The sequence below is a fragment of the Sporosarcina cyprini genome (assembly GCF_022048975.1).
Lineage (GTDB): Bacteria > Bacillota > Bacilli > Bacillales_A > Planococcaceae > Sporosarcina > Sporosarcina cyprini.
Genome location: NZ_JAKMHX010000031.1, coordinates 28,927 through 42,427, shown reverse-complemented (window position 1 = coordinate 42,427; position 13,501 = coordinate 28,927). Strand labels below are relative to the sequence as shown.

Annotated in this window: 12 protein-coding genes; 9 read left to right on the top strand and 3 right to left on the bottom strand. The window is 44.1% G+C overall.

Translation table 11 applies throughout. From position 1 onward, the window contains the following. Positions 1-290 precede the first annotated feature (290 nt). The 6 genes from helD to L7D49_RS16480 all read left to right on the top strand — a co-directional run bounded on the left by helD (position 291) and on the right by L7D49_RS16480 (position 7,239). Entirely contained in the window at positions 291-2,534 is a 2,244-nt protein-coding gene (gene helD, locus L7D49_RS16505; protein WP_238082903.1) for an RNA polymerase recycling motor HelD, read from the top strand. Positions 2,535-2,669: 135 nt separating this feature from the next. Beyond that, on the top strand, positions 2,670-3,221 hold the full coding sequence (locus L7D49_RS16500; protein WP_238082901.1) for an RNA polymerase sigma factor: 552 nt from the start codon (positions 2,670-2,672) through the stop codon (positions 3,219-3,221). Continuing rightward, positions 3,214-3,972: a hypothetical protein gene (locus tag L7D49_RS16495; protein ID WP_238082899.1), complete on the top strand. Its 759-nt coding sequence runs from the start codon at positions 3,214-3,216 to the stop codon at positions 3,970-3,972. The genes L7D49_RS16500 and L7D49_RS16495 overlap by 8 nt, the downstream gene beginning before the upstream one ends. Beyond that, a complete protein-coding gene (locus tag L7D49_RS16490; RefSeq protein ID WP_238082898.1) occupies positions 3,969-4,844 on the top strand; it encodes an ABC transporter ATP-binding protein in 876 nt (291 codons plus the stop codon). Before L7D49_RS16495 ends, L7D49_RS16490 begins: the two co-directional genes overlap by 4 nt. Further along, the gene (locus L7D49_RS16485; RefSeq protein WP_238082896.1) at positions 4,844-6,094 is read left to right on the top strand and encodes a hypothetical protein; all 1,251 of its coding nucleotides are present in this window, start codon (positions 4,844-4,846) and stop codon (positions 6,092-6,094) included. The genes L7D49_RS16490 and L7D49_RS16485 overlap by 1 nt, the downstream gene beginning before the upstream one ends. Before the next feature lie 11 nt (positions 6,095-6,105). Next, positions 6,106-7,239 carry an MFS transporter gene (locus L7D49_RS16480; RefSeq protein WP_238082894.1) on the top strand — a complete coding sequence of 378 codons (1,134 nt, stop codon included), beginning with the start codon at positions 6,106-6,108 and terminating at the stop codon, positions 7,237-7,239. A 40-nt stretch (positions 7,240-7,279) separates the two neighbouring features. Here the strand turns inward: L7D49_RS16480 and L7D49_RS16475 are convergent, their stop codons facing one another. Continuing rightward, the gene (locus L7D49_RS16475) at positions 7,280-8,743 is read right to left on the bottom strand and encodes an alanine/glycine:cation symporter family protein (protein WP_238082892.1); all 1,464 of its coding nucleotides are present in this window, start codon (positions 8,741-8,743) and stop codon (positions 7,280-7,282) included. Between the two features lie 177 nt (positions 8,744-8,920). Between L7D49_RS16475 and L7D49_RS16470 the strand changes: the two genes are divergently transcribed. From L7D49_RS16470 to L7D49_RS16460, 3 genes are all read left to right on the top strand, one after another. Next, positions 8,921-10,618, top strand: coding sequence for a methyl-accepting chemotaxis protein (locus L7D49_RS16470; protein ID WP_238082890.1), 1,698 nt, complete (start codon positions 8,921-8,923; stop codon positions 10,616-10,618). A 179-nt stretch (positions 10,619-10,797) separates the two neighbouring features. Beyond that, positions 10,798-11,250 carry a GNAT family N-acetyltransferase gene (locus tag L7D49_RS16465; RefSeq protein ID WP_238082888.1) on the top strand — a complete coding sequence of 151 codons (453 nt, stop codon included), beginning with the start codon at positions 10,798-10,800 and terminating at the stop codon, positions 11,248-11,250. Positions 11,251-11,329: 79 nt separating this feature from the next. After that, positions 11,330-12,061, top strand: coding sequence for a sulfite exporter TauE/SafE family protein (locus L7D49_RS16460; RefSeq protein ID WP_238082887.1), 732 nt, complete (start codon positions 11,330-11,332; stop codon positions 12,059-12,061). 89 nt (positions 12,062-12,150) lie between these two features. Here L7D49_RS16460 and L7D49_RS16455 read toward each other — a convergent pair whose 3' ends face one another. Next, on the bottom strand, positions 12,151-13,122 hold the full coding sequence (locus L7D49_RS16455; protein ID WP_238082885.1) for a ring-cleaving dioxygenase: 972 nt from the start codon (positions 13,120-13,122) through the stop codon (positions 12,151-12,153). 198 nt (positions 13,123-13,320) lie between these two features. Continuing rightward, positions 13,321-13,500, bottom strand: a complete 180-nt coding sequence (locus L7D49_RS16450; protein ID WP_184207652.1) for an H-type small acid-soluble spore protein — start codon at positions 13,498-13,500, stop codon at positions 13,321-13,323. Position 13,501 lies beyond the last annotated feature (1 nt).

Below are 13,501 nucleotides of genomic sequence, written 5' to 3'. Positions count from 1 at the left end.
CGATAAGTTTATGGTTGAGACCGATAACACATGTCATGGGACCGATAAAGTCAGCAGTGACTCAACAACGTGAAAAATTGGTTTTGTACTTTAGGAAACTCCTTCTAATGATAAACACAATCCCCGTCTCAAACCAATCAACCAAAAAAACATATTCATACAAGTTTTCTGTAAAATCGTATTGCCCAAAACATTCCAACATGGTACAATCAAAGTCTTGTTTCATTCCCCAACATCTCAATTACTACATACTGCAGGACGCAAAATATGCAAATTGGAGGATCTGTACTATGCAGAAACACCCTGATTTTGATTTTGAATTAGAGCGTCTCGACTACACGAAGAAATACATGCGAACACTATTGGAAGTGACACAGCGTGATGTGAAATCCTCGCAGGAGCAAATCCGGCATGCTATGGCCGACTTGGATTATTTAGATTCGAGTTTAAGCTACATCAACATTTTGACCAACACCCGATTTTTTGAAATGGCCCGTTCCCAGAAGGAGGGGCTGGAAGCGATCCAGCAGAAGCCTTACTTTGCCCGTATTCACTTCCAGACGGAAGGAGAAAAGGATCAGTTTTTGTATATCGGCAAGACGTCGGTTTTTCATCAGGAAACGCAGGAGCCAATCATCGTAGACTGGCGATCTCCGGTTGCGAATGTCTACTATGATGGCAGACTGGGCGATTTGACGTACCAAGTCCGTGATGAAGAGATCAGCGGACATCTTTTTTCGAAACGACAGTACAAAATCGAAGAAGGCGAACTGCTCGACATTCGAGATATCGACCTGACGACGAATGATGAGTTGCTCCAAGAAGCGCTTTCCGGCAAGGCGGATGTGCGGCTTACTGAAATTGTTTCCACCATTCAGGCGGAGCAGAATGAGATCATCCGCGCCAATTTGCATCAGCCGATCATCGTGCAAGGAGCGGCCGGCAGTGGAAAAACGACGATTGCCCTTCACCGGATTTCGTATTTCCTCTATACAATGACAGATTTTCCTGCGAATAAATTAATGATTTTGGCGCCAAGTAAACTGTTCATGGACTATATCGGAGATGTGTTGCCAGAGTTAGGGGTAGGCAACATCTATCAGTCGACCTTTGACGAATATATTCTCCAGGCAACGGGATTGTCCTTGAAATTGAGTGATCCTAATCGAAAGCTGGAACGATTAACGGCGGCACAGTCCTTGGGAGAAGAATCGTTATTTCTTACCCAGATGAAAGGCTCGTTGCAGTATCGCGAAGTGATGCAGCGCTATATTGAGAAGCTGGAACAGGACACCGCCACTCTGTTTGAAGATGTGTACATTGATAAATACCGGATCATGAGAGCAACGCGATTAAAACGGCTCTTCCTGGAAGATTTCCGCTACATGCCGATCGAGAAACGTCTTGATCGGATTAAACTCGTGATGCAAACCGAAGTGACTCGGAAACGGAAACAGCTATACGCTAACTTATCGGCGAAATATGAGGAGGCACTCGATAAAGCACTCTATGGAATCCGGGATGACGAAAAACGGCGCGCACGGATTACAAGGGTAATGGAAGAGCGGGATACGAGGTTGCCGGCAATTGAGAAGGAAGGCAAATCGAAGGTTGCTTCCTATATGAGGCGATTTAAGAAACAGCATGTGAAGCGGCTGTATCGGAGTTGGCTGACCGACACAGAGTTGCAGGAAGAATTGGCATTTGATTGGAATCCTGAAGAACGCAATCTATTGCTCGAGGCACACCGGAAAGAAACGTGGGAGACGGAGGATTTGGCGGCTCTCTTCTATTTGCATGTCAAAATCAAGGGGCTTGCGGATGAATGGAAAATGCGCGTCGTCTTTATTGACGAGGTGCAAGATTATAGCGAATTTCAGCTGGCAGCTCTGCAAGAGGGACTTGGAACGGATATGTTTACAATGGTAGGCGATCTCGCTCAAGGCATTCATAGCTACCGGGCATTGACCTCTTGGGATCCGATCCGGGACATGTTTCCACGGGCGACGTATACAACATTGCAAAAAAGCTACCGGACGACGATTGAAATTATGGAGTTGGCTAACGAAGTATTGAAGGATATGGAAGAGGAACTTCCACTAGTCGAGCCGGTCGTCCGGCATGGCCGTGAACCTGAATTTTATGATATGAAAGAGTTAGAAGCAGAGAGAATCCAGGCTATTTATGAGGAAATTCAGGGACGCGGACACCGATCAGTTGCTTTGATATGTAAAACAAGAAAGGAAGCACGGGACATTTTCAACGAATTGGAGAATGCCGGCATGCACGTTCAATTGCTGGAGGAGCAGTCCGATATCGATGGCGACCGGATGCTGATCGTTCCAAGCCATTTATCAAAAGGACTAGAGTTCGATGCCGTGATTGTAGCGGCTTTCGATGAGCCATTCCGCGATCAGCCGATTGATCGGAAGCTGATTTATGTGGCGATGACCCGGCCGATGCACGAGTTGCATCTGATCACATCCGCAAGTCCGGAAATCTTGGAAAGCGTAAAAAAGACGAGTCATGTATGATAGAGGAAGAGGTCCTGCAAAGGGCCTCTTTTCTTTAATCTATAAAAATTAACGAAAACGAAAACTTTCTTCGACAAGATTACGAATATAGTTACGAGGGCGGAAAGACTGAGGGAAAGCATGTGGTGAACAAAGATGGATGAACAGCGATGGATTAGGCAAATACAGAAAAAAGCAAGCGAGTCTGCGGCGGACGCACTTGTCTCTAAATACTACAAAGAGATGTACGCGTTTCACTATAAACAGACGATGAATGTGGAGTTGTCGCTCGATTTGACGCAAGAATTGTTTATTGGCGCATTGCAGGCAATCCGCAATTATGACAGTTCCAAAGCCTCCTTCCGTACATGGCTTTATAAACTGGCTTCGAATCGGCTTGTCGATTACTACCGGTCGAAAAGCTACCGGTATGCACAGTTATCGCAGCCGCTTGGCGATTATGAAGTGGAGGATACCCACGATGTGTCAATATCGCTTGAGTATAAGGAGGATGTCGAGCAAGTGATTGGAATTGTGAACAGTTTGGATGCGAAGCTACAGCAAGTCATCCGTTTGAAATTATTCGGTGACTACACGCTGCCTGAAATAGCGGACATGGAATCGATTCCGCTGTCCACAGTCAAAACGAGGTATTATGCCGCGTTGAAGTTCATCCGGAAAGAAATGGAGGCGGTTCACGATGCATAAAGAAAAATTTGAAATTCCAATGCCTGATGAGGAGACAATTCAAAAACAAGTCAATTTGATTGTCTCGCAAGGGGTACAACCAAAAGTCTCTTTTACCTCCTTCTTGCGTGAAATGATGAGCCAAGTGGGATGGCGTCATCTTTTTTCAGATCGTCTTGAATTGGGTTTAATCTTTATGATTGCCCTTTCCATTAACAGTCTGCTCTTTCTAATGCCAGCCGATGTGGACGTTCAAGCCATCTACGGGGCGATTTTCCTAATCTCTCCACTCGTTTTCCTAAGCTTGTCCATCTATGCTTTCGTGAATAAAACGGAGAATGCAACGTACGAAGTGGAGATGGCATGTAAATACAATGTGTATCAGATTGTCGCCTTCCGTATGCTCGTGTTCAGCATTATTGCGATTGTCACCAATACAATTGCAGTCAGTCTAGTCGCTATGCATTTTCCAACCGTCGAGTTCCTGCGTGCTTATATGATATCGACAACATCACTATTTTTATTTTCATTCCTATTCCTTTATGCCTTGATGGGGAGGCATTCGAGGAAGTATGTCATCGGAATGGTCAGTCTTTGGCTCATCGCCAATCTCTCCGTTCAAGTAGTAGATGCGAATTTTTATTCCGCGTTTTTGACAAAAACGCCATTGGTCGTATATGCGCTCGTCAACCTGGGCTGTCTATACGGTTTTGGCAAATCAATGAAGAGATTAGTTCATTTTAAACAAATGGAAGGAGTGTTATTCAAATGATTGTCGTGAAGGATGTCTGCAAACGATATGGGGACTTCACCGCATTGGAAGATATCAGTTTAGAATTCTCCAATGGCCTCTACGGTTTACTTGCGCCGAACGGGGCGGGGAAAACGACGTTGATCAAAATGTTGGCAACGTTAATCAGCCCTTCTTCGGGTGAAATACAGTACAACGGTGAAAATATTGTCGCTATGGATCAACGATACCGTGAGCTGTTAGGATTTTTACCGCAGCAATTCGGTTTTTATAAAAATTACTCACCGGCTCAATATCTCTTCTATTTGGCAGCCTTGAAAGGGATATCAAAGCAACAGGCGCAAGTGAAAATAGACGAGCTCTTGGCAAAGGTGGCCCTCTCTGATGTGAAACATAAAAAAATGAAGAAGTTTTCTGGAGGAATGATTCAACGTGTCGGCATCGCTCAAGCTTTGTTAAACGACCCGAAAATCCTCATTTTAGATGAACCGACAGCAGGACTGGATCCAAAAGAAAGAGCTCGTTTCCGGCATTTGCTTACCGATCTGGCACGAGACCGGCTTGTCATCATTTCGACTCATATCGTTTCAGACATTGAATCGATTGCCAATGAAATCATAATGATTAAAAATAAACGTTTGTTGTATAAAGATTCCGTAGAACAGATTTGCGAAACACTCCGGGATGCTGTCTACGAGACGACCGTGGACTTCAGTCAGTTGGATGAATTCAGAAAGCGATTTGTCCTATTATCTGAAAAGCAGGAGTACGGGAAGATGATCGTCCGTTTTATCCACAAAGGTGAAAAAGAGGAAGGATGGATCCCGGTTCAGCCGCAGCTGGAGGATGTATTTCTGTATGAATATCAAGATGAGATGGTCGAGGAATTGTAATGCGCATTGTCTTGTTAGAGTGTAAAAAGGTCATCATGTCGCCAGTCATCATCGGTTTGTTTTTCCTATTCACCGCTTTCAATTTGCTCGTCATCTTCAATTCATCCGATCACAAAGACGAATTGAAGATTGTGAATGAAATCATAGATACATACGGCAGGGAGATTACGCCATCCTCCTTAGAGCTGTTAAAGAAAGACATTCAAAATGATCTTCTGGAACTAGAGCAGTTGACCGGGAAGCGGTACGACAGTGTGTATGATTTTCTTGAAGGTTTGGATGTGGAAGCGTATGAACGCTATTCCGATAAAGAAAAGACATTCATTACTCAATTGCAGCTGAAGGAAATGTACGAATCGACAGCGAGTTCCATTGACGAGAATTACGCGAAAATCGATGTTGAAAAACTTGGCCACACTTCCTTGGAAATGTATAAAATCAGCGGCCCAGCAGCCAAGACCTATCTTGCGGAAAATGAGAAATTTGCAAAGCGCTTTGATGACATGATTCAAAACGAAGAGCATAAAGAATGGTTTTTCGCAGGAAAGGCGTACAAGATGCATACTTACTTGTTTAATAACATTTTCTTGCAAATGATGATTGAAATCTTGTTACTTGTCGTCCTGTCTACTGCCTTCCTTGCGACTTATGAGTTTGAACAGCGAAGCCATCTTGTCGCATTCTCCACGCGAAGAGGCAGGAAATTGATGAAAGATAAGTTGGCCGCGTCTTTGGCGACGGCAGTTGCTATATCAGCATTGGTCCTCGGCAGTACGCTCGGCGTGTTTTTCATGGTGTTTGATTACTCCCATGTTTGGGAGACTTCCATAAGCAGTGCGTTCAACTGGGAGTATAATTTCCCAAATGTCGCATGGTGGGATATAACAGTCGGCCAATTTTTGCTTGCGTCCATAGGCGTGCTATTCATAGGCGTCCTACTAATCTCTGTGCTGACATTCGCAATCTCCATCCTCATTAAGAATAGTTATGTGACTTTCTTTGTAGTTGCAGCTGGTTTTATCCTGCTCTATATGCTGCCAAGCTTCATGCCACATTCGTCCAATTTGCTTTTTGTTGCCGGGTATACATTGCCGACACTGCTGATGGCGATTTCAGGATTATTCATGGGAAGCAGCGGGATGATCTTTTTCAAAAACTTCGAATGGGTGACAATAGGTGTTTGGACGGCTATTACAATCATTGCTCTATTTATCTCATTTAGACGATTTGCAAAATTGGATATTCAGTAAGGGGGGAGATCATGCGGATTTTATGGAATGAAATGAAGAAGATTTTGACATGGAAGTCGTTGTTGCTGCTTTTAATTATCAATTGCATCCTCTATTTCTTCCTCATCGATTTTTACATTAAACATTTTCCGAATGGACGGCCAGCACTTGATTCTTATCGTATAGGCATCGAGATGATCGAAAAATATGGAACTTCTATGAATGATGAAGAATTTCAGGACTTTAGAAAAGTTTATGAGGCAAGAGTTGAAGAAGCGGACAGATACTTGCAGACGGAAAAAGTGGCCGTGTCAGAAGGAATCGACACGTATGCTAAGTTCAATTCCTATGATTGGAGTAGCGCCTCGAAGGAAGCAGGTGAGCTCCGAGATCGTCTATTTTTCGAGGAAGGTACCGATTTGTTTTGGGAACTGCAGGAAAGGAATCGGCTGATAGGTTTCTATGATGGCAAAAAAATGTATCCGAGTGATATTACGCCTGCTCAAAAACAGCGATATGAGGAATTAGCTAAAGAGGGGATCTTCGGCACCTATCCAGAAGTCGCCATCAGAAATTTTCAAGACTATATTACAAATGTGGCGGTCGCCATTTTGTTCAGCGTCGTGGCTGTCATATCGCCGATGATCTTGGAAGATCGCACAAGACATGTAGTGCCCTTGCAATATACATCGAAAAAAGGAAGAAACGTGCTTAAGACCAAACTGCTTGCCAGCTTCCTATCGACCTTGCTTGTCATCACAAGTTTGCTTGTTATTTATTTGAGCTTATATTCGCTCAATGATACATCCGTGTATTTCAATGTCCGAATCAACTCGTTCATTGGGAATGAATCCTGGTACAATCCGACCTTTTTACAGTACATCTTGTTTACTATAGGAGGCATCTATCTTGTTGGCATCGCCTTTGGGCTGGCCGCAATGGGCTTTTCGACGATTGTGCCTAACACCCTCACATTGCTTGGTGTTCAAATTCCTTTCGTTGCGGGCTTTCTCATTTTCGCCTTGAACCGGATAATCACTTTTCCGATGAATATGTGGTTTCCGAAATGGCAAATGCCAGTCTTCTATGGATTGCTATTATTAAGTAGCATGTTCTTTGTCTGGTATGTAAATCGCCGGGAGAAGAAGATGGATATTACAATATGAAGAAACGAGGGCTTCCCATCGCAGGAGGCCCTCGTTTGTATTACTTCTTATTTGAATCGGCTTGATCCTCATAAAACACACGGAACTTCGGATCCACTGTGCCGATATTCAAGTACCTTGCCTTGTAATCATGCAGCAGGCCGAAGAACTTCTTGCTTAAAATAAGGATAACGACCAAATTGACAAAAGTCGGGATGGCGGTTGTTATGTCCGCGAAATACCAGACAATTTTGCCGGGCAGCTCATAATAAACGGCGTACAGAACCATGAGCAATCCAGGTATCGGATAGAGCCATTTGAAAGCGGTCAATGTGACTTGTTTGATGCGGGAATGGCCTTTGCCGGCAAATAGATGACGAATGATGATTTCATAATACGTATACCAGCCGGTTGTTGTTGTTAAACCGAAAAGGAAGACGGAAATGGTCAACACGATTCGTCCTACTTCACCGACACCCGATTCAAACGCGGCTAGTGTCAATGCAGCACCATCCATACCTGAGGACCAAACGCCTGTAATAATAATCGTTAAGGAAGTCATCGTACAAATGACAATCGTATCAAGAAATACTTCCACAGCTCCCCACATACCTTGCTTAATTGGATGGTCGGTTTTCGCAGTAGAATGAATCATAGGGGAGGTTCCCCAGCCTGCCTCGTTACTGTAGACGGCGCGTGATACACCGATGCGGATGACTTGGGCAATTGCAGCACCAGTAAAACCGCCAACTGCCGCGGTCCCATTGAACGCGCTGTCAAAAATTAAACTGAAAACAGGGAGGATGTCGCTAGCATTCTTGAAAATAATAAACAGGGAGCAGAGTATATAAAAGGCGCCCATAAATGGAATGAGCAGAGCGGCAATTTCTCCGATCCGTTTAATCCCTCCATAAATGATTGCGTAAATCAAAATAACGTAAATGAGCGAAGCGGGAATCATCCCCATTGAAAAGGTGGAACTGACCGCCTCGGAAACTGTATAATTTTGCAACGTGATAATGAAAGTGATGAAGATACCGAAGCCGAAAAGAAAAGCAGGTATTTTCCAGTACTTAAATTTCTTCTCCACGCCAAGGCCTTTTTCCATGTAATATGTAGGACCGCCATATGGATTTCCTTCTTCGTCCGTGTTTCGGTAATGGACGGAGAGTGATACTTCCACCGCTTTTGTAATCATCCCTAATAAGGCCGTAACCCAGAGCCAAAAAACGGCACCCGGCCCGCCAATCGCAATCGCGGTCGCCACCCCTCCAATATTGCCTACACCGATGCTTCCGCCTACCGCTGTACTGACAGCTTGGAAAGGTGTTAAGATTCCTTTAGAGTCTTCCGGCTTGTCCTTTTTTGTGAAAAGTCTTCCGAAGGTAGATTTGAAGATATGAGGCAAGTAGATAATTTGAAAAAACTTGCTTCCGACTGTAAAAAAGACACCGACGAAAAGAACCGTAAAAATAAGCGGCAGTCCCCACAGCCAATCTGCCACACTTTCTAATAATTTCCCCATTAATGCCCCTCCCTTTTATGATATCTTCTTCTGTTCCCTAACTTGCTGACTTGGAAACTACAAAATTATCAAAACAGTCTAAAATGTTACTATTGAACTTAACAAACAATTTACATATTACATTTGTCCTATGCCTTACAATGACATTAGACCAGTTAAGGAGGAGGACACCAGGACATGCGAATGACGATTGGAAGGAAATTGTGGTTTGGCTTTACAGCGATCTTGTTTTTATTATTAATCGCAGGGGGAACCGGCATTTGGGGATTAACGAAAATCAATTCAGAATACGAGTTTCTCATTGAAGATAAAATACGGAAAGTAATCTTGTTTGAGCAATTGCTTTCCGATCAAAATGAAGATGCCAAAAATATTAGAGGATATATTCTGTATGGCGAAGATTCTTATGTGGAGAGAAGAAATGAACTGATGGTTTCCATCAAGGAGAAACTGAAAGAACTAAATCAATTAGTCAAAACGCCGTCAGCCCGAGAATTGCTTGCGGATGTCACCGAAACCTCAAAAAGCTATGAGCAAATCAGCGAACTGATTATCTTGGATGTCCAGCAGGGAAAGATGGACAGTGCCATGAATTTGGCAAAGGAAGGTTCTTATTATCAAGAAGAAATAACGAAGAATCTCTTCTTATTGATTGACCATCAGAAAAGCCAGCAGGCGAAAACAGAGCAGGACGTCAAGCATGTAGTTCAGACGACTCGAATCGTTATCATCCTCTTTATCGTCTTGTCCGTTGCAGTGAGTGCAGTAATTGCTGGTGCAATCAGCCGGTCAATTACAAAACCGGTCAGTACGTTGACAGCAGCTTTTGAAAGAATGGCAACTGGCGATTTCGCAGTAGAACCACTCGATATCCGGAGTAAAGATGAAATGAGTGTCATGGGAAATAGCTTTAACCGGATGATCAAGGATCTGCAACGAATCATTGCAGCTGTCAGAAAGACTTCGACGGAATTATCAATTCAAGCGGAAGAATTATCCGCAAGTGCAGAAGAAAGTCTGGCCGCATCCGAAACCGTCACTTCGATAACAGAGAGGAATTTACATGTGAGCGATAACCAAATCGCAACCGTCGCTGCATCCAATCAAACAATGGAGCAGCTGGCGGAGGGCATTAGCCAGATTACGCAAGATAATGAACGGCTGCAAGCTACTTCCCATTATGTGAAGAACAAAGTGGAGGAAGGGGTCGGCAGTATGGAGTGCTTCCTGAGCCAGATGCAGACGATTCAACAGACTATGGAACAATCTGCTTCCTTCATTACCGAGATGGCAAGCCATTCATCTGAAATCAAAAAAGTAACATCCTTCATTACTTCGATTGCGGAACAGACAAATTTATTAGCGCTAAATGCCGCAATAGAAGCTGCGCGGGCAGGAGAGCACGGAAAAGGATTTGCTGTCGTAGCCGAGGAAGTTCGGCAGTTGGCTGAGCAATCCAAGACATCGGCGGGAGAAATAAGTAGGATTGTAAACAGAATTACGGTTGATATGAACCAAGCAGTAAGCAGGGTGAAAGAGGGCAACAACCATCTGGGGGAAGGGCAGAAAATCGCAGGTCAAACTCAAAAATTGTTAAAACGAATCGAACAAGCAACAGAAGAGATGGAAGACAGGACGGATGCAATTTCGCTTGCAATAAAGCAAACGCATCATTTAAGCGGGCAAGTCATGCAGGCATCAATTACAGTTGGAGATTGGTCGAAACAAGTTGCCGAGGAGGCCCAATCAGCAAGTGCAGCGACAGAGGAGCAGCTTTCAGCAACAGAAGAAATAACAGCGAATGCGCTGCAAGTGGCAGAGCTTGCCGATAGTCTCCAAAGAGAAGTGGAGAAATTTACAATAAAAGATTGCTAGAGCAATGAGTGTATGTGAAGATATTACATTATAGAGAGGAATTCCATTGCGCAGTCGTCACGCATCAATGGACGATGCGCTATCTCCGTAAGGAACGCAGTCTGTCAAATGAAAGCTGGAAGAGCTAGCGGTAGCAATGTACCGTTAGTTTTTTATTTCAACAAAAGGGAGGAAAAGATATGGCACAGTATAAATACTGTTGGGGGTTGCCTGATAAGGAATGGTTAGAGGAAATTCGGCCGCTGCACCAACAGATCTTTCAAAATGCGGATGTGTTTTTTGAAAAAATGAAGGAAAGGGAACATCTGCTGACGATCATTGCTAACGAGGACGACAAAGCGGTCGGTTATAAAGTCGGATATGCCTTATCGGATGAGGCTTATTATAGCTGGTACGGCGGCGTGGAGGAAGCCTACCGGGAGAGAGGAATTGCCGGCAGCTTGATGGATCTCCAGCATGATTTGGTGAAGAAGGCGGGGTATCGGACGATTCAGACGAATACACGCAACAAGTGGAGGGGGATGCTCATCTTGAACATTAAAAAGGGTTTTGACGTGAAAGAAGTGTTTATAGACGATGAAGGGATCCGGCGGATTGTCTTACGAAAACAACTGAACGATAACAAATTCTAATGACTAAAGTTAATAAACATCTAATTTCCTTATGAAGAGAGGGGGCGTATACTAAGGAGAGAAGTAGGGGGTGTTTTCGTTGGATTATATTTTACTCTTTTTCATTGGGATTGCTGCGACGACAATCGGTACATTGGCCGGAGGGGGAGGCTTGATCAGCCTGCCGGCTATGCTGTTATTGGGGGTGCCGATTCATTCAGCGATCGGGGCAAATAAAGTGTCCAATACGGTTAGTTCGTTTTCCAGCTTTTTCGTTCTATTGAAACATAAACGAATCTCTTTGAAGGAATCACTCTGGATTATTCCTGTCAGCTTACTTGGAGGAGTGAGCGGAGGATTTTTAGCGACACGTCTAACGGACCAGCAGCTATCATTTTTTGCTATCGGACTATTGCTCTTTGCGTTTGTAACATCCTTTTTGGGGAAAGGCGACTTTTCCGGAGATAATAAATTGACCATTAATCGGATCAGCGTCCCAGGTCTATATGGAATTGGCATATATGATGGCTTATTTGGCCCAGGACAGGGAACATTAATGCTCTATTTGTTCGGTTATCTCGAAGTTGCCTATATTCGGGCTGTCGGATATGTACGGCTGGCCACGTTTTCCAGCTGTTTTGGAGCAGCCATCACGTATATTGCCGCTGGAAAAATCATCTGGCCGCTTACGATTATGCTATTGCTAGGGTCTGTCACAGGAGCACAACTCGGTGTGCGACTCGCTGAAAAATTGAAACCGGCCTATGTTAAGCCAATTTTGCGTATCGTAACAGTAGCTTTACTTGTACAAATTATGTTGGACAGGTTTTAATGTCAAGCGGTTTTCATAACAAGCAGCTGTTTTTTATTTGATGCCCACAAATATGTGTCGCCAGCCAAAAACATGGCTGGCGATTTGCATTAACGGCGTTTCGTATTCAATGGCTTGATGTTCGCTTCAATTTCAGCGCGCCGGCTCTCCAAAAATGGAGGCAATGCAAGGCTTTCCCCTAATGATTCGATCGGTTCGTCAGTCGTGAAGCCGGGACCGTCCGTAGCAAGTTCAAATAATATCCCGTTCGCTTCTCTAAAATAGAGGGAGCGGAAATAATAACGTTCGACAAATCCGGAGTTCGGCAATCCGGTTTCATTAATCCGTGCGATCCATTGCCTTAACTCATGCTCATCTTTTACCCGAAACGCGACATGATGGACACCGCCATATCCTTGGCGTTCCATCGGCAAGTCTGTTCGCGTTTCTATCCAGATTTCCGCGCCTGTTCCGCCTTCTCCGACTTCCATGACAATCAGATCCTCCTGCCCGGAAACCAAAGGGGCAATTCGTTCTTTCACAGAAAATCCTAAGAATTTCAGTACAGCCATTGTTGATTCAGGACGGCGAACGGTTAATTTTACAGGTCCTAGACCGGTGATCCCGTAGTCAGTTGGAACTGGGCTCCGATCCCAAGGGATTCCTGCTTTCACACCTGTATTGTTTTCATCTGAAATAAGTGCCAATCGCTGTCCTTCCGGATCTTCAAAGAAGAGCACCTGCCTACCTCCAAATTGGGTAATCGGCTCGTAATTTACGCCAAATTTGGTCAGGCGATCTGCCCAGTAGTCCAGTGCCCGGTCATTTTTAACACGAAGGGAGGTAGTTGAAATGCTGCCAACCCCTTTTTGTACTGGGGGAGCGTCTGGGAAATCAAAGAATGTCAGCTCAGTGCCTGGATTGCCAACTTCATCGCCATAAAATAAATGATAAGCCGTCGTATCGTCCTGATTTACAGTCTTCTTAATAAGCCGCATGCCAAGGACCTCTGTATAAAATTGCACATTGTCAGCCGCGTCTTGCGTCATTGCTGTTACGTGATGTATGCCAATTATGTTCATAATAGATGAACCTCTTTTCTTAAGATATCTCGAATTCAAGATAAATTATACGGTAATATTTTTGAATGTCAAGGAAAGGCAAAAACAGTGTACAAATAACGTATATATAGCGAGGAAATGGTATGAGCAAAAGACCTTGAAGGGATTGCCTTCAAGGCCTTTAACAATTAACGTTCAGAGAACATGAAACCGTTCACGCTATTCCTCTTTTAATTCTGAAATGGCAACTTCCGAACGTTCCTCCAATGACTGGCGTAAATGCACAGTGGCCGTCCGATCATCTTCATGCACCTTATCAATCCAGATGGAGACACCATTGTAACTGACTTCAATATCGTCCGGAGAAGAAACGATTTGCCTTGCACGGGTGCTGTCCATA